Origin of the sequence: Collinsella intestinalis (assembly GCF_902364775.2) — a bacterium.
Lineage (GTDB): Bacteria > Actinomycetota > Coriobacteriia > Coriobacteriales > Coriobacteriaceae > Collinsella.
Map to the genome: position 1 here is coordinate 132,200 of NZ_CABJEU020000002.1, position 20,104 is coordinate 152,303.

At 63.4% G+C, this 20,104-nt stretch carries 15 protein-coding genes; 10 read left to right on the forward strand and 5 right to left on the reverse strand.

The window, feature by feature from the left end:
- Positions 1-57: 57 nt before the first annotated feature.
- Positions 58-1,122, reverse strand: coding sequence for a BMP family lipoprotein (locus tag FY258_RS06325; protein ID WP_118104253.1), 1,065 nt, complete (start codon positions 1,120-1,122; stop codon positions 58-60).
- A gap of 198 nt (positions 1,123-1,320) precedes the next feature.
- Positions 1,321-2,040, reverse strand: a complete 720-nt coding sequence (gene deoD, locus FY258_RS06330; RefSeq protein WP_118104255.1) for a purine-nucleoside phosphorylase — start codon at positions 2,038-2,040, stop codon at positions 1,321-1,323.
- A gap of 407 nt (positions 2,041-2,447) precedes the next feature.
- On the opposite strand from deoD, the gene pflB reads away from it, so the two are divergent.
- Together pflB and grcA3 are read left to right on the forward strand one after the other, a co-directional pair.
- Positions 2,448-4,562 (forward strand): formate C-acetyltransferase, encoded by a 2,115-nt coding sequence (gene pflB, locus FY258_RS06335; RefSeq protein WP_118104257.1) that lies wholly within the window; start codon positions 2,448-2,450, stop codon positions 4,560-4,562.
- Between the two features lie 142 nt (positions 4,563-4,704).
- Entirely contained in the window at positions 4,705-4,956 is a 252-nt protein-coding gene (grcA3, locus tag FY258_RS06340; protein ID WP_006723751.1) for an autonomous glycyl radical cofactor GrcA3, read from the forward strand.
- A gap of 77 nt (positions 4,957-5,033) precedes the next feature.
- Here grcA3 and FY258_RS06345 read toward each other — a convergent pair whose 3' ends face one another.
- The gene (locus FY258_RS06345; protein ID WP_118104259.1) at positions 5,034-6,167 is read right to left on the reverse strand and encodes an SLC13 family permease; all 1,134 of its coding nucleotides are present in this window, start codon (positions 6,165-6,167) and stop codon (positions 5,034-5,036) included.
- A 122-nt stretch (positions 6,168-6,289) separates the two neighbouring features.
- Here FY258_RS06345 and pflA point away from each other — a divergent pair, with 122 nt between their 5' ends.
- Positions 6,290-7,108, forward strand: a complete 819-nt coding sequence (gene pflA, locus FY258_RS06350) for a pyruvate formate-lyase-activating protein (protein ID WP_118104261.1) — start codon at positions 6,290-6,292, stop codon at positions 7,106-7,108.
- A gap of 66 nt (positions 7,109-7,174) precedes the next feature.
- Here the strand turns inward: pflA and thrB are convergent, their stop codons facing one another.
- Positions 7,175-8,056 carry a homoserine kinase gene (gene thrB, locus FY258_RS06355; RefSeq protein WP_118104263.1) on the reverse strand — a complete coding sequence of 294 codons (882 nt, stop codon included), beginning with the start codon at positions 8,054-8,056 and terminating at the stop codon, positions 7,175-7,177.
- Complete coding sequence (gene thrC, locus FY258_RS06360) at positions 8,053-9,564, reverse strand: threonine synthase (protein ID WP_118104265.1); 1,512 nt, start codon at positions 9,562-9,564, stop codon at positions 8,053-8,055. Before thrC ends, thrB begins: the two co-directional genes overlap by 4 nt.
- 247 nt (positions 9,565-9,811) lie before the next feature.
- Between thrC and FY258_RS06365 the strand changes: the two genes are divergently transcribed.
- The 7 genes from FY258_RS06365 to FY258_RS06395 all read left to right on the forward strand — a co-directional run bounded on the left by FY258_RS06365 (position 9,812) and on the right by FY258_RS06395 (position 20,053).
- The gene (locus tag FY258_RS06365) at positions 9,812-11,176 is read left to right on the forward strand and encodes an aspartate kinase (RefSeq protein ID WP_118104267.1); all 1,365 of its coding nucleotides are present in this window, start codon (positions 9,812-9,814) and stop codon (positions 11,174-11,176) included.
- Positions 11,177-11,239: 63 nt separating this feature from the next.
- Positions 11,240-12,265 carry an aspartate-semialdehyde dehydrogenase gene (locus FY258_RS06370; RefSeq protein ID WP_118104269.1) on the forward strand — a complete coding sequence of 342 codons (1,026 nt, stop codon included), beginning with the start codon at positions 11,240-11,242 and terminating at the stop codon, positions 12,263-12,265.
- A 218-nt stretch (positions 12,266-12,483) separates the two neighbouring features.
- The gene (locus tag FY258_RS06375) at positions 12,484-13,344 is read left to right on the forward strand and encodes a DegV family protein (protein ID WP_118104271.1); all 861 of its coding nucleotides are present in this window, start codon (positions 12,484-12,486) and stop codon (positions 13,342-13,344) included.
- Between the two features lie 170 nt (positions 13,345-13,514).
- Positions 13,515-14,216: an ABC transporter ATP-binding protein gene (locus FY258_RS06380; RefSeq protein WP_118104273.1), complete on the forward strand. Its 702-nt coding sequence runs from the start codon at positions 13,515-13,517 to the stop codon at positions 14,214-14,216.
- 11 nt (positions 14,217-14,227) lie between these two features.
- Entirely contained in the window at positions 14,228-17,803 is a 3,576-nt protein-coding gene (locus FY258_RS06385; RefSeq protein WP_118104581.1) for an FtsX-like permease family protein, read from the forward strand.
- A 64-nt stretch (positions 17,804-17,867) separates the two neighbouring features.
- Entirely contained in the window at positions 17,868-18,464 is a 597-nt protein-coding gene (locus FY258_RS06390) for a methylated-DNA--[protein]-cysteine S-methyltransferase (RefSeq protein ID WP_118104275.1), read from the forward strand.
- Positions 18,465-18,616: 152 nt separating this feature from the next.
- Positions 18,617-20,053, forward strand: a complete 1,437-nt coding sequence (locus FY258_RS06395) for an MFS transporter (protein WP_118104277.1) — start codon at positions 18,617-18,619, stop codon at positions 20,051-20,053.
- Positions 20,054-20,104: the final 51 nt, after the last annotated feature.

Genomic DNA, 20,104 nt, shown 5'->3' on the forward strand with positions numbered 1-20,104 from the left:
ACGCGGGCCGGCGATGGCGCCGCAGGGCGCATCGCCGGCCTGGCAAAACGTTGGACGTTAGAGCGAAGCGACGTAGTCGTTGAACGCATCCTCGGTCGCGGGGGGCTCGATCTCGCCGTTCTTGATCTTGTCGAACAGCTCGACGGCGGTGTCGTACACGCCGGGCTCCATGAGGTCGTGGTGGGTGGAAACGGCCACGGCGCCGTCCTTGGCGGAGAGCTCGATGTTCTTGCCGCCGACCTTCTCACCGTTGGAAGCCATGGTGGAGACCTCGATGACGGCCTTGTCGACGTTCTTCATGACGGAGGTCAGCATATTCTCGGGGGCGAGATCGTACTGGTCCTTGTCGACACCGATGACGAGCTTATCGGCATCCTGGGCGGCCTCGATGACGCCGTTACCGGCGTTGCCGGCGCAGGCGAACACGATGTCGCAGCCGTCGGAGTACATCTTCTGACCAGCGGCCTTGCCCTTGGCGGCGTCGGTGAAGGTCTCGATGTACTGGGAGACGACCTCGACGTTGGTGCCCTCGGTGGCGTTGGCATAGGCGACGCCGGCCTGGTAGCCCCAGTTGAAGGTCTCGAGGACGTCGGACTTCATACCGCCGACGAAGCCGACCTTACCGGTCTGGGTGGTCATGGCGGCGATGTAGCCGGCCACGAAGGAAGGCTCCTGCGTCTTGAAGGTCACGCCGGTGAGGTTATCGAGCAGGTCGGCCTCGGGGTAGGCGCTGTCGATGATGGCGAAGTGCACGTCAGGGTTGGTCTTGGCGGCGTTCTGGATCGCCTCGGCCATGGCGAAGCCGATGCCCCACACGGTCTGGGCGCCGTCGTCGACGGCCTTGTCCAGGTTCGTGGCGTAGTCGGACTCCTGCTTGGACTCGGTGTAGCCGACCTCGATGCCGGTGTCCTTGTTGAGCTGCTGCAGGCCCTCCCAGGCGAGCTGGTTGAAGGACTGGTCGTTCACGCCGCCCATGTCGGTGACCATCTGGACCTTGTAGTCGGCAGAGGCGTCGGCGGGAGCGGAGCCCGCGGGCTTGGCCTCGTCGCCACCGCCGCAGCCTGCGACGGAAAGGGCGAGGACGCCGGCAAGGGCGAGACCCATGAGACGATTCTTCTTCATGTTCTTCCTTTCTTGCGTACGGTTGTCGCTTGCAAAATGGGCGCATCGCTGCGCCGTATCTTCTGCCGTGCCTGAGCAAGGGCGTGGCGAAAGACCATGGGGGGATGCGGGGCGCCGGCGCTCGATGCGCCGCGCGCTCCGGACCGAAAGGCGTCCGCCCGGCCTTCGCGATGCGCGGGGCCGGGCGGACGAGGGGATTTATGCGGGCAGGGCGAGGGAGAGGGCGATTTCCATCATCTGGGTGAAGCTCGTCTGGCGCTCGTCGGCCGGAAGGGATTCACCGGTGAGGGGCAGGTCGGAGACGGTGAGCAGGCACAGGGCCTTCTTGCCCAGGCGCGCCGCGTTCATGTAGAGCGCGGCGGCCTCCATCTCGACGGCGAGGACGCCCATCTTCTGCCAGGTGGCGGTGGAGGAGGGGTCGTCGAGGTAGAAATGGTCGGAAGACAGGATGTTGCCGACCTTGACGTCGACACCCTGCGCATGGCCCGCGGCAACGGCCCGCTCGAGCAGCTCATAGCTTGCGATGGGGGCGTAGGAGCCGGGGAGGTTGTACTGGGCGGCGTAGTTGGAGTCGGTGCAGGCGCCCATGCCGGCCACGACGTCGCGGACCTTGATGGACGGGTCGATGCCGCCGGCGGAGCCCACGCGGATGATGGATTCCACGCCGTAGAACTCATAGAGCTCGTGGGAGTAGATGCCGATCGAGGGCATTCCCATGCCACCGCCCATGACCGAGACGGGCTGGCCCTGGTACGTGCCGGTGAAGCCGAGCATGTTGCGCACCTCGTTGAAGGTGCGGACATCCTCGAGGTAGTGGTCCGCGATGTACTTGGCGCGGAGCGGGTCTCCGGGCATCAGGACCGTTTTGGCGATATCGCCGTAATGAGCCCCGTTGTGGGGCGTAGGGGTGCTTTCCATAATGGGACGAGGCCTCCTTGCGTCGTAGGTATAACAGGATACACTTTCTCACCTACGCGTGAGGTTGGCTATTGGAATTCGGTGGGAGGACGCTGCGTCCAGCGAGCGGCTGCCCAGGTCAGAGGGTCTATCCTGCTAAAGCGAATCACCAGCCGCGCCAAATCCCTCAAGGAAAAAACACTCACATAAATGAATGAGAAAAAGTCCCATTTGCGATACCCTTTGGGACCTGTGCATATGGTATCCTTGCAAACGTGAATAAATCTTCGGCCAACGGTCTCTTTTTTCACATGGGCGCGAGCGTTTTTTCGGCGAGTGGCACGTGCGAATGTCCGGGGATTGTTGCCGGGGATGTCAAATTTGGGGCGGGGACGCCCCGCGAGCACGACGAGGAGCGTGGTCACGCAATGCAGGAGGCATGGGAAGGCTTCGAGGGCGGCAATTGGCTCAACGAGATTGACGTCCGCGACTTCATCCAGAAGAACTACACCCCGTACGAGGGCGACGAGTCGTTCCTGGTGGGTCCCACCGAGCGTACCGTCAAGCTGTGGGATGACGTCATGTCGCTGCTTCTCAAGGAGCGCGAGCAGGGCGGCGTCCTGGACATGGACACCAAGGTCGTGACGGGCATTCTGTCCCACAAGGCCGGTTACATCGACGCCGAGCACCCCGAGCGCGAGACCATCGTCGGCCTGCAGACCGACGCCCCGCTCAAGCGTGCCCTGCACGTCAACGGCGGCATCCGCATCGCCTGCCAGGCCGCTGCCCAGCACGGCTACGAGGTCGATCCCGAGATCGTCGACTTCTACACCAACAAGCGCAAGACGCACAACGCCGGCGTGTTCGACGCCTACACCCCTGAGATGCGCGCCTGCCGCTCCGCTCACATCATCACCGGTCTGCCCGACGGCTACGGCCGCGGCCGCATCATCGGCGACTACCGCCGCGTCGCCCTCTACGGCGTCGACGCCCTGATCGCCGACAAGGAGGCGCAGAAGGCCTCCACGCCCTCCGTCATGACCGAGGAGACCATCCGCGATCGCGAGGAGCTGTCCGAGCAGATCCGCTCTCTCAAGCAGCTCATCGAGCTCGGCAGGCTGTACGGCTTCGATATCGCCCGTCCTGCCGCCAACACCCAGGAGGCCATCCAGTGGATGTACCTCGCCTACCTGGCTTCCGTGAAGGACCAGAACGGCGCTGCCATGTCCATCGGCCGCACCTCCACCTTCATCGACATCTACGCTGAGCGCGACCTCAAGAATGGCACCTTCACCGAGGAGCAGATCCAGGAGTTCGTCGACCACTTCATCATGAAGCTGCGTATGGTCAAGTTCGCCCGTACCCCCGAGTACCAGAACCTGTTCTCCGGCGACCCGCAGTGGGTCACCGAGTCCATCGGCGGCATGGGTGTCGACGGCCGTACCCTCGTCACCAAGATGAGCTACCGCTACCTCCACACCCTGGAGAACATGGGCACCTCCCCGGAGCCGAACCTGACCGTCCTGTGGTCCACTCACCTGCCCCAGGCCTTCAAGGAGTTCTGCGCCAAGACCTCTATCGCGTCCTCTTCCATCCAGTATGAGAACGACGACGTCATGCGCGTTTACCACGGCGACGACTACGCCATCGCCTGCTGCGTGTCCTCCATGCGCGTCGGCAAGGAGATGCAGTTCTTCGGCGCTCGCGCCAACCTTGCCAAGTGCCTCCTGTACGCACTCAACGGCGGTATCGACGAGGTCTCCAAGAAGCAGGTCGGCCCGAAGTTCCGTCCGGTCGAGGGCGACACCCTTGATTTCGACGACGTCATGGCCAAGTACAACGACATGATGAAGTGGCTCGCCGGCGTGTACGTGAACACGCTGAACATCATCCACTACATGCATGACAAGTACTGCTACGAGTCCATCCAGATGGCTCTGCACGACAAGGACGTCCACCGCTGGTTCGCCACCGGTATCGCCGGCCTGTCCGTCGTGGCCGACTCCCTGTCCGCCATCAAGTACGCCAAGGTCCACCCGGTCCGCGACGAGAACGGCGTCATCGTCGACTTCAACATCGAGGGCGACTTCCCCAAGTACGGCAACGACGACGACCGCGTCGACGTTCTCGCCCACGACATCGTGCACCAGTTCATGGAGTACATCCGCATGAACGACACGTACCGCAACTCGGTGCCCACCACTTCCGTCCTGACCATCACCTCCAACGTGGTCTACGGTCAGAAGACCGGTGCCACCCCCGACGGCCGTAAGGCCGGCGTGCCGTTCGCTCCTGGCGCCAACCCCATGCACCAGCGCGACACTCACGGTGCCATCGCCTCCCTGTCCTCCGTCTCGAAGCTTCCCTTCCGCGACGCCCAGGACGGCATCTCCAACACCTTCTCCATCATCCCGGGCGCGCTCGGCAAGGAGGACCAGGTGATGTTCGGCGATCTGGATCTCGGTGACGTTTCCTTCGAGAACCCGGTTGCCTGCTGCGACTGCACCGATTCCTCCGCTCCCGAGGGCTCCGAGGACCGCTAAGGCCATCGGACATTCGGTCCGTCTGTAATGTTTCCGCGCCGGTGGTAATTCTTATTCACCGGCGCGGTCAATGCTGATATAATTTCAGTAACAATTCCTATTTCGGCGCGAGAGGGCGCCGAAGATGAAAAGGAGTGCACCAATGAAGGTCGCTGACATCCCGCAGGCTCAGGCCGACAATCTCGTGAGCATGATCGACGCTTACGCCGAGAAGGGTGGCCACCACCTGAACGTCAACGTGTTCAACCGTGACACGCTGCTCGACGCCCAGGCCCACCCGGAGAAGTACCCCCAGCTCACCGTTCGCGTTTCCGGTTACGCTGTGAACTTCCACAACCTGACCAAGGCTCAGCAGGACGAGGTTATCTCCCGTACCTTCCACGATAGCTTCTAAGCGATCACCCACACGGGCACCGCTCAAGCGAGGGACGTCGGCATTGCCGGCGTCCCTTTTTGCATTGTGGGGCGGATTTAAAGGCTGAGAAGGGATGCGAGTCCGAGGAATAGGACAAGGAGGGCGAGGTTGATGGCGGTGAACCAGAGCAGGTAGCGCCCGGTTTGCGCGTCACGCGAACGTCCATAGACACGTAGCGTGATCAGGCTTGCGAGAGAGGCGACCGGTGTTCCCAGGCCTCCGATATTGGTGCCGACAAGCAGTCCGACGCCGTTGCTGCTAAACCCGGAGAGCATGATTGCGGCGGGGACGTTGCTTATGACCTGGCTGGCCAGTGCCGAGACGAGGATCTCACGCCCGACGACGATGGACTGCAGGGTGCTGGTGATGACTTGAACGTGCTTGATGTTTCCCACAAAGATGAAGAAGCAGGCAAAGGTGATAAGAAGGCTGTAATCGAGGTGTTTGAGTACGCTGCGATCGAATATGAGGCAGCCAATCAGAGTGATGAGCACACAGAGCTCCCAACTCACGGCCCTTCCGACGCAGGCGAGTGCGAGGAGGAATAGGGCGCCGTAAGCGAAGGCGAGCCGTGTATCGACCTTGGAATTGGCGGCTTTGCCGAGCGTTGCCTTCGTATTGGGAATGAGCATACATGGGGCGATGGAGGCAAGGAGCCCGATGATGCCGTAGGGTGCGATTGTGGTGAGGAATTCGCCGAGTTCGAGCTCGAACGCGGAGTAGAGGTAGATGTTCTGCGGATTGCCGATGGGCGTCATCATCGAGCCGAGATTTGCAGCGACGGTTTGTGCGACGAGCGTGATGATCGTCGAGCGCGGTTCGGAGCCCTGGAAGAGCAACAGGGTGAGGGGTGCGAACGAGATGAGGGCGACATCGTTCGTGACGATCATGGCGGTGAAGAAGGAGAGCGCGACGAGCAGGAGCGAGAGGCGTCGCTGCGTGCCCTCGGTGCGGGTGAGAAGGGATCGCACACGCGCCAGCAGGCCGGCGCGTGTGAAGCCCGCCACGACGGTCATGGGGCAGAAGAGAAGGCCGATGGTGCGCCAGTCGATTGCCTCGACGTATGCGGACCAGTTCTGAGGCACAGGCGGGAACAGGCAAGCAGAGAGGAGCGCTGCGAGGGCGGCGACGACGAGTACGGCTTCAGCTTGGATGAAGGAGCGAATTCGATCGATGAGGGGGAGTTGCATGCTGGTCCTCAGGTTCGGGCGACAGGTGAAAATGACCGAGATGAATGCGGCTAACGGGGTATTATAACTTGCGAAATAATGCGTCTGCAGCCGTGTCTGCAGGTAAAGGGGGAGATGCGATTATGGCACGTGTTCAGCTAGATGAGGATAGGGACGTCGAGTCCAGATATGCGCTCGGGCGCATCCACTCCATCGAGAGCATGGGCACCGTGGACGGGCCGGGTGTGCGCTTTGTGGTATTCACCCAGGGGTGCCCCATGCGCTGCGCGTATTGCCACAACCCGGATACGTGGACCGTGGGCGAGGGGGCTGGTACGTGCGTATCGGTCGAGCGCCTGTTGGGAGAGTACGAGAGCAACAGGCCGTTTTACCGTACCGGCGGTCTGACCGTCACGGGCGGCGAGCCGTTGCTTCAGCCCGAGTTCGTGGGCGATCTGTTCGCGGCCGCCCATGCGGCGCCTGCGGGCCGTATCCACACATGCCTGGACAGCTGTGGATACGCATATAACCCCAAGAAACCCGAGCGTTTTGAGAAGCTTCTGGGCGAGACCGACATGGTCTTGCTCGATATCAAGCACAGCGACCCCGAGGGGCATAAAGCCCTGACCGGATGCGAGCCCGATCGCATCATCGCGTTCGGCGACGAGCTCGCCAGGCGCGGGATCAAGGTCGTGATCCGCCACGTGGTGGTCCCCGGGATCACGGACACGGAGGAGGAGTGCGAGGCGCTCGGACGCCTCATCGCCCCGTGGCACAACGTGGTTGGTCTCGAGATGCTGCCTTATCACACGATGGGCATCGTCAAATATGAGCAGCTTGGCTTGGAATACCCGCTCAAGGGCGTGCCCGCGATGGACAAGGGCCGCATGCCCGTCCTTCGCGAGGCGGTTATGCGCGGGTTGCGCGCGGGCCGTGCGGCGGAACACAACTGCCAGGGTTAAGCAAAAGCGGCGGGAGCTTTCCCGCCGCTTTTTGTTGCGCTGTATGAGGCGTGATCGGGGCCAATGTCACAGATATTCGATCTGAGCGCCTTGCGTGTCGCAGGTGAGAATGTGCGTCTCGCAGGTGGGGAAGGCCTCGCGGAGCCTGACCTGCAGGAATTTGGCGACGATAGTGTCGTCGGTCACCGCCATGAGGGTCGAGCCCGAGCCGGAGATCCACAGCGTTCCGGCGCCGCCCTCCAGGCAGGTTGCGCGGATGCCGTCGTAATCGGGGATGAGCGCGCGACGGAAGGGCTCCTGTAGGCGGTCGTCGTTTGCGGCCGCGATGAGCGCAAGGTCGCCCGTTTCCAGGCCGCGCGTCATGCCGGCGATGCGGCCCATCTGCCATACGGCGTCTGCGAGTGCGACCTGCTGCGGCACGACCTTCCGCGCCTCGCTCGTGTGGACCTCGTAGGGCGGGATGACGGTGATGAAGCGGAGGCGATCGCTGACCTCGTAGCGCAGGCAGCGGGGAAGTCCACCCTCGGGCGTGAACGAGCATACGGCCCCGCCGAGGATGGCGGGGGCGACGTTGTCGGGATGTCCTTCGACGGCGGTTGCGATGCGCACGAGCTCGGCGCGGTCGACGGTGTGCCCGGTGAGCGCGGCGGCCGCCATGATGCCCGCGACGACGCAGGTCGAGCTCGAGCCCAGGCCGCGAGCGACGGGCACCTCCGTCTGGATGTCGATTTTCACGGGGAAGGGCTCCTCGCCCCATTCGCGCAAAGCGTCTACGAGCGATGCGTATACGAGGTTGTTCTCATTTTGGAACTCCTCGGGGCATCCGGTGATCTGCAGCTCATCGGCGCGTTCAAACGTGAAATACGAGTAGAGCGAAACCGCCATTCCGAGCGTGTCGTATCCGATGCCGAGGTTCGCGCTGGTGGCGGGTACGGTGATCTTGATCATTTGAGACCTCCGGCCGCCTGCTCCACAAAGGACGCCATGCCGTCGATGTCCACGACGTCGGTGTGCAGCACGGGCTTGTCCTGCAGTGCGGCGAGCTGAGTGGGCGCGCAAGTACCCGTTGCCTTCTCCAGGACCTGCATGCAAGCGAAGTCGTCGGGTGGGCAGAACAGGCCGAGCGCGCCAGCGACCGCACGCGGGAACTTGTACGGGTTCGCGGTGGAAAGCAGGATGCGGGCCTTGGAACCGGGAGCGGCAGGCATTTGGCTCAGCACGTGGTAGCCGCAGGCGGTGTGCGGGTCGATCAGATAGCCGTTTTCATCCCAACAGGCCTTGATGGCGCGGGCAACCTCATCTTCATCGGCCCAGCCGCAGGCGAACACCTCCTGGATCTTGGAGAGCAGCTCGTCGGGAAGGGTGTAGGAGCCTTCATCGGCCAGTTCGCCCATGAGTTGGGAGACGAGCTCGACGTCGCCGTCGGACAGGTAGTAGAGCATGCGCTCGAGGTTCGAGGAAACGAGGATGTCCATGGACGGCGAGGTCGTGGTGAAGAAGGGGCGCTTGCGGTTGTACGTACCCGTGGTGAGAAAGTCGAACAGCACGTTGTTCGCGTCGCTCGCCACGATGAGACGTGCCACGGGAAGACCGAGGCGCTTGGCGTAATAGCCGGCGAGGATGTCGCCGAAGTTGCCGGTCGGCACGCAGAACTCGACTTCGTCCCCGCAGGTGATGGTGCCGGCTCGCAGCAGCTGCGCGTAGGCGGCGAAGTAATAGACGACCTGGGGCACCAGCCGCCCGACATTGATGGAATTGGCGCTGGAGAGCATGACGCCCTGCGCGCAGAGGCGCTCGGCGAGCTCGCGATCGGCGAAGATCTGCTTGACGGCGGTTTGCGCATCGTCGAAGTTGCCGCGCACGCCGCAGACGGCAACGTTGGCGCCTTCTTGGGTGCTCATCTGCAACTCTTGCACGCGGCTGACCTTGCCTTCGGGATAGAAGACGGTGATACCGACGCCCGGGGCATCGGCGAATCCGGCGAGCGCTGCCTTGCCAGTGTCGCCGGAAGTGGCGGTGACGATCATGATCTTCTCGTCCTCGGCGCCGTCGTTCGAGCCCGTGCGGGCCATGAGACGGGGCAGCATCTGGAGGGCGACGTCTTTGAAGGCGCTCGTGGGGCCGTGCCACAGCTCGAGGACGCTCGCGGGCGTGCCGTCACTCCCCATCGGCGCGATGTCCACGACGGGCGTGACCTCGGCGCTGGCGAATGTCTTCTCATAGGCTTCGGACGCGCACGCGTCTATTTCGGCGGGGGAGAAGTCGGGCAGCAGGGCGCGGAGCACCTCGCGGGCAAGGTCGAGATAGCTCATTTCCGAGAGGTCGACGAGGGGGATCTGGACGGTGCCGAGCGCGTCGCTCACATACAGGCCGCCGTCGGGGGCAATGCCGCGGCGGATGGCCTCCTTTGCGGTGAGGGGCGCCTCGTTCGAACGGGTGCTGTGGTAGGTTCTCATGCCGGTTTCTCCTCGAGCTCGATGCGTCGTGAATGCTGCCATGGTATCAGAGTCGAACACTCCGCTCAGATAAAGCGTTGCAGGTCCACGGCTTTTCAATTGCATTTCATACCCAATGCGGATGCGAGATTGCAAACATGTGTCGCCGAGGCCCGCGGCACCGTCGAGCGGGCTTGCTCATGGTAAAGTGACAGCCATATGACCGTATGCGCCCTGTGTCCGCGCGCAAGGGGAGGATTCGTCCACCATGATCAAAATCACCAAGTTCGGCGGCTCGTCCGTCGCCGATGCCGAGCACTTCAGGAAGATCAAGGCGATCATCGACGCCGATCCGGCCCGTCGATTCGTCGTGGTGAGCGCCTGCGGCCGCCGTCATAAGGCCGACACGAAGGTCACCGACCTGCTGTATCTCGTCGATGCGCACGTGAACTACCATGTCTCCTGCGAGGATCTGCTCGCCGACATCGGGCAGCGCTATTTCGACATCGCCGATGAGCTGGGGCTCTCCTATCCCATCCGCGAAGAGTTTGCCGCCTTTGCCGATCGCGCCCGTTCCGGTGGCTACACCACCGAGGAACTCGTGAGCCGCGGCGAGTACTTCACCGCCCGCCTCATGGCCGAGTACCTGGACCTTCCGTTCATCGACGCGGCCGATATGGTGGCCTTTCACCATGACGGCACGCTGTCGATGTCGCGCACGGCCAAGCTCGTCAAGCAGAACGCCCGCGAGGGCGGGTTCGTGATGCCGGGATTTTACGGCGCCACCAAGGAGGGCAAGGTCAAGCTGCTCGATCGCGGCGGCGGCGACATCTCCGGCTCGATTCTCGCCCAGTGCCTCGAGGCGGATCTGTACGAGAACTGGACGGACGTTTCGGGCTTCCTTTCCGCCGATCCGCGCATCGTCCCGGGCGCCCAGCCCATCCCGCGCATCACCTACGAAGAGCTGCGCGAGCTGTCTTACATGGGCGCGAGCGTCCTGCACGAGGAGGCGGTCTTCCCCGTCCGCGATGCCGGCATCCCACTCGTCATCAAGAACACGAACGCCCCCGAGGATCCGGGCACGATCATCTCCGAAACCGCCAAGGAAGGCGATACCGAGCCGATCATCACCGGTATCGCCGGTAAGCGTAACTTCCTGGCCATCAATGTCTCGCGCGACCGCACCAAGAGCCGCATCGGCTTCATGCGCCGCGCCCTGTCCGTGTTCGAGCGCTACGGCGTGTCCGTCGAGCACATGCCCACGGGCGTCGATCAGTTCGCCGCAGTTGTGCAGGCCGCCGACGTCAAGGATTCGCTGTACTCGCTCATCTCCGATATCCAGGAGGAGGTCGAGCCGCTGGAGATCGAGGTCGTGGAGGACCTGGCGCTCATCGCCACTGTGGGCCGTAACCTGCGCGGGCGTGCGGGCATCTCGGGCCACCTGTTCGGCAAGCTCGGCGAGGCCGGCGTGAGCGTCCGAATGATCACGCAGGGCTGCGACGAGATCAACATCATCATCGGCGTCGAGGAGCGCGATTTCGACCTCGCGATCAAAACCATCTACGAGGCGTTTTCCGACGAGGACGGTATCGTGACCACCGCCGAGTTGGAGCCCGCGCCGCGCGCGCTCTAGGCGCGAGGCAAAGGTTTGCCGGAACCATGCATGCCCGATGCGAACTGTGAGGAGTGGGGCAAGATGAAGAAGTACGTCGTCGCTATCGTGGGGGCCACGGGGGCCGTCGGCACGCAGATGCTCGCGTGCCTGGAGGAGCAGCAGTTCCCGGTCGGCGCGCTCAAGCTCTTGGCGAGTCCGCGCTCGGCAGGTAAGGTCGTGTCGACCCCGTGGGGCGAGGTCACGGTCGAGACGGCCGCACCCGAGGCGTTCGACGGCGTTGATATTGTGCTGGGTGCCGCTGAGGACGACGTGGCGAAGGCCCTGTACCCCGAGGCCGTGCGCCGCGGTGCCGTGGTGGTGGACAACTCGCACGCCTTCCGCCTGGACGAGGACGTGCCGCTGGTCATCCCCGAGATCAACGCCGCCGATGCGCTGCAGCACAAGGGCATCATCGCCAATCCCAACTGCGCCACCATCATCGGCCTGGTGCCCACCTGGCCGCTGCACCAGTTGGCCGGCGTGAAGCGCATGATCGTATCCACCTATCAGGCCGCGTCCGGCGCGGGCGTGCCCGGTATGCGCGAGCTCGAGGAGCAGATCGGCTGCATGGGTCGCGGCGAGGAGATCCCCGCCCCCGCTGCGTTTGCGGCGCAGTTGGCGAGCAACCTCATCCCGCAGATCGGTGGGGAGAAGTATCAGGGCTTCACCTCCGAGGAGATGAAGATGCAAAACGAGGGCCGCAAGATCATGCACCTGCCCGATCTCCGCGTGAACTGCACGTGCGTGCGCGTTCCCGTCTTGCGCTCTCATTCCGAGAGCGTCACGCTCGAATTCGAACGTGACATCACGCTTGAGCAGGCGCGCGAGGCTCTCGCGTCCGCTCCCGGTGTGAAGCTCGTGGACGACCTGGCCGCCGAGTCCGCGCACGACCGCTGGCCCATGCCGCTGGATACTACCGACCAGGACCTCATCTGGGTCGGCCGTGTGCGCCGCGACATCTCCAACCCTGATGCCCTGCGCGGCATCACCTTCTGGTGTTGTGGCGATCAGATCCGCAAGGGCGCTGCCACCAATGCCGTCCAGATCGCCAAGCTCCTGTGCGAATAGGGACATGCGTCGCCGTAGGATACGGATGTTTTGCGCGGTCTTGACGGCCCTGTGCCATTCGGTCGGAAATACTCGGCCGGTGGTCGGTAATTAATCTACATATCAAGTTTCAGTGTGTACAATCTGATGTCACGCACAGAACGGGGAAGGCGCCGGCGACGAGAGATGCGACCGGCGCCTTCGCCATATGTAATATCGATTAGATTGGTCGTGATTTTGTGGGTAAGTACGTCATCGTGGTCGAGTCCGGTGCGGACGTCTCGCCGGAGCAATGCGAGCGCTACGGTATCGTGATCGTCCCGATGCACGTGACGATCGGCAGCGAGACGATGGACGACGGTTCCATCGACCCGCTCGAGATCTACTCTCGCTGCAACGAGCTCGGCGAGATGCCCAAGACGAGCGGCTGCACTCCCGGCGACTTTGAGAAGGTCTTCGACCGCATTCACGCCGAACAGCCCGATGCGACCATCATCCACCTCGCGTATTCCGAGGCGACTACCTGCTCGCACCAGTCTTCCAAGATCGCCGCCCAGGGCCGTGACTACGTCTACTCCATGGACACTCGTTTCGTCTCCGTGGGCCAGGGGCTCGTGGCCGTCGAGACCGCCAAGTACATCGAGGCTCATCCCGATGCCACGGTTGAGGAGATCTTCTCCTACGCCGAGAGCGTGATGGATCGCATTCTGCTCGGCTTTGTCCCCACCGACCTCGGCTTCCTCAAGGCCGGCGGTCGACTCTCCAACGTCGCGTTCCTCGGCGCGCACCTGCTCAAGATCAAACCCTGCATCGAGGTGCTCGGCGGTAAGTTCCTCGCCACCAAGAAGTTCCGCGGCTCCATGCTCAAGTGCGCGCATTCCTTCATCGACCACATGATCGAGAAGGGCGATATCGACTACTCCTACATCGGTCTCGCCTACTCTGTGGGCCTGTCCGACGAGCTCCGCACGGAGATGGAGGCGTACGCCCACGAACTGGGATTTAAGGAGATTGCCTGGACCAAGGTCGGCGGCGTGATCTCCAGCCACTGCGGCCCCACTGCTTTTGGCGCCGTGTTCATCCAAAAGCCCAAGGCATAAAACGCGCTCGATAGCCTCAGAGTTCGTGTCGGCACCTCAATTTGGGGACAGTCCCTAAATTGAGGTGCCGACGGGCTTTCGACGGGGTTTACGCCCGTCCGTGCTTGACACCCCCTCTTGTGGGTAGAACAAACCAATGCGAACACATGAGGTAACGGGGGCTTTCGCGCATGGCATATATCGAGTTCAAGGACGTCACGAGGGTCTACGGATCCGACGGGTCGGAGGTGCACGCCCTTGATGGGGCATCGTTCGAGGTCGAACGCGGCGAGCTCGCTGTGATACTCGGCGCCTCCGGAGCCGGCAAGACCACGGCGCTCAACATTTTGGGCGGCATGGACAGCGCCACGAGCGGGCGCGTGGTGGTTGACGGGCGCGACATCAGTGCCGCGTCCGAGGACGACCTGGTGGAGTACCGTCGCGCCGATGTGGGCTTCGTGTTCCAGTTCTACAACCTGGTGCCCAACCTCACGGCGCTCGAGAACGTCGAACTCGCCTCGCAGATTTGCCCCGATTCGCTGGATGCCGTCGAATGTCTGCGCAAGGTCGGCCTGGGGGAGCGCATGGCGAACTTCCCCGCCCAGCTCTCCGGCGGCGAGCAGCAGCGCGTATCCATCGCGCGCGCCATCGCCAAGAATCCCAAGCTCCTGTTGTGCGACGAGCCCACCGGCGCGCTCGACTACCAAACGGGTAAGCAGGTGCTTCAACTGCTGCAGGACACCTGCCGTCGCGACGGTATCACCGTGCTCATCATCACGCACAACTCCGCGCTCGCCCCCATGGCCGACCGCCTGATCCGCTTCAAGAGCGGGCGCGTGACGGACATGCAGGTCAACGAGCACCCTGTGCCCATCGCCGACATCGAGTGGTAGGCGGGCGCATCATGAGGGGGAAGAAGGCCGGCGTACGGCCCAGCGCATTCGCGACCGATATCGAACGCACCATCACGGGCAACCTCAAGCGGTTCATCTCGCTGTTCGTCATCACCGCGCTCGGCGCCACCATGCTCGTGGGCCTCAAGGCGGCCTGCGACGACTTGCGTTTCACCGCCGACGATTACTACGACGCTCAGCGCCTGTTCGACATATCGGTCAAATCGACACTCGGCCTGGACGAAGCCGACATCTCCGCACTCAGCGAGGTGGATGGGGTCGAAGTCGCGGAGGGCGGTTACACCGAGTCCGCTTACACCCAGGTAGACGGCTTGAGCGAGAAGGTCGATCTCAAAGCGCTCTCCGCAGCCGGCCTCAACGAGCCCCGTGTGATAGAGGGCCGCCTTCCGCGCGACGTGCATGAGGTGGCCGTCACGCAGAAGTACCTGGATGCGAGCGGCAAGAAGATCGGCGACACCGTGACCTTCGAGAGCGCCGAGGAGAAGCACGGCGGCACGGCCGAAGAGGGCTCCGATGCCGCCGGATCAACTGATGCAACGGCAATTTTCGAGCGCGGCCGTTACACCATCACCGCATCCGTGTTCGATCCCATGGATGTGAACGCCGGCAGCAAGACCATGAGCTTCCGTAGCACCGGCGGTCCGCAGTACGCGTTCTTCCTCACGCCCGCCGCCGTGGTGGACCGCGATACGTTTACCGTCGCCTACCTTCGTGTTGCCGGCGCCTCCGAGCTCATGTCCTACTCGAATGAATACAAGGAGCTCATCGATGGCGTCAAGGGACGCGTCGAGCAGATTCGCGAGCGTCGCGAGGCGGAGCGCACGAGCGATGTGAAGGACGATGCCCTCGCGCAGATCGACGAGCGCCGCAGCGAGGCCGACGAGGCGCTCGACGCAGCCGCCGGCGAGCTTGCGAGCGCACAAACCAAGATCGATGCCGTCCGCGCTCAGATCGCGAGCGGCAAGCTCGAGCTCGACGCCAAACGTGCCGATGCCTCCCGTCAGCTCGATGCCGCCCAGTCCAAGCTTGATGCCGGTTTGGCCCTCATCGCGCGCGAACAGGGCAAGCTCGACTCGGCCCGTTCGGAGCTCACCGACGCGCTCGCCGGCATCGCCAAGGCGGAGGCCGCGGTCGACGTGATCCAACCGCTGCTCGGCGATCGCTGGCCCGCCGATTTGTGGGCACGCCTGCAAAAGGGTGATGCAGCGGCCGTCGATCCGTTCGTCTCCTCCGTGGTTCCGCTGGTACGTGAGGCCCGCGGTGAGCTCGATCAGGCGCGCACCCTTGTGGCAGAGATAAAAGGGCTCGTTTCCGGGTTGCCCACCGCCTCCCCCGAGGACAAGGCTCAGATTGCGCTCATGCTCGAGCGTCTGGATGCGCTGACCGGTGGCAGGTACGCCGCCGCCATCGACGCCGTTCGCGCCATTGTGAGCCTGTATCCGGAGGATGCCGGCCAGATCCAACAGGCCGTTTCCAAACTCTCCTCGATCGAGAAGATGCTGGGCTCCACCGCTTCGTCGCTCGATGCCATGCTCGCCGATGACGGTGCGCAGATTCGCGCCCTTGCCGAGGGCGTGGCGCGCAAGGGCGAGGTTCAGGCGGGGCTTGAGCAGGTTGCGGCGGGCCAACGTCGCCTGGATGCCGAACGTTCCCGTGCCGAGCGCGGCCTAGGTCAGCTCGACGCCGCCCGTGAGCAGATGAAATCTCAGATTTCCGAGGCCGAGGCCCAGCTCATCGCCGGCGAGGGCGAGGCAGCCTCCGGCCAGTCCGAGCTCAACGCCGGCAAGGCGGAGCTCGAGGCCAACCGCGCCGATGTCAACGCGCGGTTCGCCCAGGCTCGGGCCGATGTCGACGGCATCGAGCGCGCGAAGTGGTACATCCAAGATCGCGGCGCGCTGCCGAGTTACGCGAGCATCGAAAGCGATGCGAGCTCGATCGAGTCCATCGCCACGGTGTTCCCGCTCATCTTCTTCACGGTCGCCGTGCTCATCAGTCTCACCACGGTCACGCGTATGGTCGAGGAGGATCGCGGCCTCATCGGCGTGTACAAGGCGCTGGGTTACGGCCGTGGCCGCATCTTGTCCAAGTACCTCATCTATTCGTTCGCCGCCTGCCTGGCGGGCGGTATCGCCGGTGACGCGCTCGGATTCATCGCCCTTCCCGCGGTGATCTTCACCATATTCAAGACCATGTACGCATTGCCACCGTTCCAGCTGCACTTCAACATGTTCACGGCGGTGCTCGGCATTGCCCTGTTCGCGCTCGGTATCGTGGGCGCCACGTTCCTGGCCTGCCGCCATGTGCTCAAGGAGACGCCTGCCTCGCTCATGCGCCCCAAGGCCCCGCGTGCGGGCAAGCGCATCTTGCTGGAGCGTATCACCCCGGTGTGGCGCCGGCTGTCCTTCCTCAACAAAGTGAGTGCCCGCAACTTGTTCCGCTACAAGAAGCGCTTCTTCATGACGGTATTCGGCATCGCGGGCTGCACCGCCCTCATGATCTGCGGTCTGGGCATTCGCGATACCGTGATCTCGCTCAAACCGCGTCAGTACGGGCCTGCCGGCGTGGTTCGCTACGACCTGCTGGCCGTCACCACCGACGAGGATTTCGTGCAAGGTGAGCGCGAGCTGCGCGAGACGGGCATGGTCGACACCATGCTCGAGGCGCGCGTCGACAGCGTGACCGCCGAATTCGGGGGCGCGAGGGAGAGCGTTCAGCTCGTCGTGGTTCCCGACAACGCCGATTTGTCCGCGTACATGAAGACCGAGGATGGCTCGAACACGACCTTCCTCGCTCCCGCGATGGGCGGAGAGGAGCTTTCGCTGCCAAGCGACGGCAACGGCGTCCTCGTGACCAAGAACGCCGAGCAGGTGCTCGGCTTCTCGCTCGGCGACGAGCTCCTCCTGCAGGACTCGACGCTGAGTCAGGGGTCGGTACGCGTGGATGGCATCACCGTGAGCTTCTTGGGCAACTTCGTGTTCATGACCGAGAGCGCTTATGCCGAGGCCTTCGGCGAGCCGTGCGTCCCGAATGCGCTGTTGGCCAACCTCACGGGCACAGATGAGCAGAAGATCGAACTGGCCGATCGCCTGACGGCGGGCGACACGTTCGTGAATGTGAACAGTTCGACGAAGGTCGCCAACGATTTCTCAGAGAGCTTCAAGATCATCGATGTCGTGGTGTATATCGTGACCGTGATGGCCGCGGCGCTTGCCTTTGCCGTGGTATTCACGCTGTCCAACACGAACATCTCCGAGCGAGAGCGCGAGCTTGCCACAATCAAGGTGCTCGGCTTCAGGCGTGGCGAGGTGCATCGCTATATCAACAAGGAGACGATCGTCCTTACGCTTATCGGCATCGTGGCGGGTTGGCCGCTCGGCTACGTGATCACGAGGTTCCTCACGTACGTGCTGCGCATGCCGTCGCTGTTCTTCGACACGATCGTGGAGCCGCAGACGTACCTGTTCGCCTCGGTGATGTCGTTCGTCTTTACGCTGATCATCAACCGAATGACCAACCGCAGCCTCGACCGCATCGACATGGTGGGCGCCCTTAAGAGCGCGGAGTAGGGCAAAGGCCGTCCGCCTGAGACGGGCGCCGCGGTACAATGGGCGGGGACGAGAGGGGCCCCGCATGATCACGACCATATATCACTCGCCGCTGGGCGACATTTCGCTTGCCGCCACTGCGCGCGGGTTGGCCGGTCTGTGGTTTCGGGAGGTCGACCGTGTCCCCTCGAAATGCGCCGATTCCGCTCGCTTCGACATGAATGGCGGCGGCCTCATCGATCCCGATCCCGCTGCCACGGTCGAGGAGATCGAAGGTTGCGATGCGCTCTCGGGCGCCCGTCCCATGTGCGCGGCGAGTCCGGCGCACGGCTCCGCGATCGCCGTTTTGGAACGCTCCTGGGCGTGGCTCAACGCCTATTTCGCCGGTCAGGCTCCACGATGGGTTCCCCCGATGGATTTCGGCGGAGACGATTTCGAGCATGCGGTATGCGTGGCGCTGCTCGGCGTGCCGTATGGCGAGGTCGTCACGGTCGATGACGTTGCGGCGAGCGTGGCGTCTCGAATCGGGGGTGCGCCCGATGTGCGTGCTGTCCGCGGCGCCGCGTCGCGCTGCCCGGTCCGGGTCATCGTTCCCATGCATCGCGTCGAAGGCCTTTTGGCGCCCGACGACCCCCGTGAGTGTGTCAGCGTCGCGCTGCGCGCCCTGGAAGCCGCCCGCTGATCGGTCGCCCCTTGGTTTTGCTGTGAAGTTCCCCACACGCGTCGGGCGATTCATGGTACAAAAGAGGTCCAGACAATTGATTCAACGAACCGAACGGGTTCCCAGCTCAAGCTGCTATGAGGTGGGGGCCCTATTTTTATGGAGGTGGGTACATGGGAGATGTGCGATCTGGGGCTCCGTCTGCGGGATCTTCGAATAAGTGGGCGATTCTGTTCACCGTTCTCATCATGACGTTCATGGCGACGCTCGATTCGAGCATCGTCAACGTGGCGCTGCCGGTCATGCAAAAGGCGCTGGGGGCGGGACTCGACCAAATCCAGTGGATCTCGTCGGTGTACCTGCTGACCATGTGCGCCTTTTTGCTTGTGTTCGGCAGGTTGGGCGACCTGTATGGGAAGGTCCGGTATTTCGAGATCGGCGTGGTGATCTTTTCCATCGGCTCCCTTATGTGCGGTATGTCGACCTCGCTGCCGGCGCTCGTGGCATCTCGCGCGGTTCAGGGCATCGGCGGTGCATCGGCCATGGCGAACAATATGGGCATCATCACCGAGGCCTTTCCCGCCCGTGAGCGCGGCCGCGCGCTCGGCCTGTTGGCGAGCTTCGTGGCGCTCGGCATGATGTGCGGGCCGGTGTTGGGCGGTTTCATCGTGTCGATGTTCCCCTGGGAGGGCATTTTCCTCATCAACGTGCCGGTCGGCATCCTGTCCCTCGTCATAGGGCACTTCACCTTGCCGCGCTCGACGCCCGAATGCGCGGGACAGTCCATGGACGTAAAGGGCGCAGTTCTGCTCGTTCCCGGCATGCTGCTCACATTCCTGTCCGTCACCATGATGCAGGGCAACGCGAGCCCCGCGGCCGCGCTCGCGCTCGTTGCGGGCGTGCTCATGCTCGTGTTCTTCGGGCTGCACGAGCGCCGCGTCGAGCATCCTCTGGTCAACTTGGCGATCTTTTCCGACCGTCATTTCGCGGTGAACGTCGTCTGCCTGTTCATCAGCTTTGTCGCCATCGGCGTTTATGAGCTCATGACGCCCTTTTACCTGCAGGATGCCCGTGGCTTCGACCCCGGTGCATCCGGCCTGATCTTTTGCGTCATCCCCCTGGTGAACGCGGTTGCGGGGCCCATATCGGGCGCCGTGTCCGACCGCATCGGATGCAACCTTCTCACGGTTCTCGGCCTGGGTGCGTTCAGCGTGGGCCTGTATCTCACCGGCACGCTCGGGATGACGTCCACACTGCCGCAGATCCTGTTCTATCTGGGTTTGGCCTCGTTCGGCACGTCGATCTTCCAGTCTCCGAACAACTCGCTGATCATGGGCTCCGTCTCCACCGAGATGCTCGGATTTGCGGGCAGCGTGAGCGCGCTCGCCCGGTACCTGGGCATGGCGGTGGGTATTTCGGGCTCCACTTCGATCCTCTATGGCCAGATGAGCATCGCGGCCGGCCGCCATGTGACGGCTTTCGTCGAGGGCAGGCCCGACATCTTCCTGTACGGGTACCATATCGTCTACGTCGTTACCGCCGCGCTTGTGCTCGTGGGTTTCGCGCTGGCGATGGGCCGCATGATCGCGCGCAGGCGTTCTCGGCGATAGGGCGTCTTTTGGCGCGCCCGCCCCTTGATGGGTCCCGATGTGCTCGGGACC

Excerpts from the sequence above, each read along its gene's own strand:
- FY258_RS06325 (WP_118104253.1), bottom strand. The coding sequence starts at position 1,122 with ATGAAGAAGAATCGTCTCATGGGTCTCGCCCTTGCCGGCGTCCTCGCC.
- deoD (WP_118104255.1), bottom strand. The coding sequence starts at position 2,040 with ATGGAAAGCACCCCTACGCCCCACAACGGGGCTCATTACGGCGATATC.
- pflB (WP_118104257.1), top strand. The coding sequence starts at position 2,448 with ATGCAGGAGGCATGGGAAGGCTTCGAGGGCGGCAATTGGCTCAACGAG.
- grcA3 (WP_006723751.1), top strand. The coding sequence starts at position 4,705 with ATGAAGGTCGCTGACATCCCGCAGGCTCAGGCCGACAATCTCGTGAGC.
- FY258_RS06345 (WP_118104259.1), bottom strand. The coding sequence starts at position 6,167 with ATGCAACTCCCCCTCATCGATCGAATTCGCTCCTTCATCCAAGCTGAA.
- pflA (WP_118104261.1), top strand. The coding sequence starts at position 6,290 with ATGGCACGTGTTCAGCTAGATGAGGATAGGGACGTCGAGTCCAGATAT.
- thrB (WP_118104263.1), bottom strand. The coding sequence starts at position 8,056 with ATGATCAAGATCACCGTACCCGCCACCAGCGCGAACCTCGGCATCGGA.
- thrC (WP_118104265.1), bottom strand. The coding sequence starts at position 9,564 with ATGAGAACCTACCACAGCACCCGTTCGAACGAGGCGCCCCTCACCGCA.
- FY258_RS06365 (WP_118104267.1), top strand. The coding sequence starts at position 9,812 with ATGATCAAAATCACCAAGTTCGGCGGCTCGTCCGTCGCCGATGCCGAG.
- FY258_RS06370 (WP_118104269.1), top strand. The coding sequence starts at position 11,240 with ATGAAGAAGTACGTCGTCGCTATCGTGGGGGCCACGGGGGCCGTCGGC.
- FY258_RS06380 (WP_118104273.1), top strand. The coding sequence starts at position 13,515 with ATGGCATATATCGAGTTCAAGGACGTCACGAGGGTCTACGGATCCGAC.
- FY258_RS06385 (WP_118104581.1), top strand. The coding sequence starts at position 14,228 with ATGAGGGGGAAGAAGGCCGGCGTACGGCCCAGCGCATTCGCGACCGAT.
- FY258_RS06390 (WP_118104275.1), top strand. The coding sequence starts at position 17,868 with ATGATCACGACCATATATCACTCGCCGCTGGGCGACATTTCGCTTGCC.
- FY258_RS06395 (WP_118104277.1), top strand. The coding sequence starts at position 18,617 with ATGGGAGATGTGCGATCTGGGGCTCCGTCTGCGGGATCTTCGAATAAG.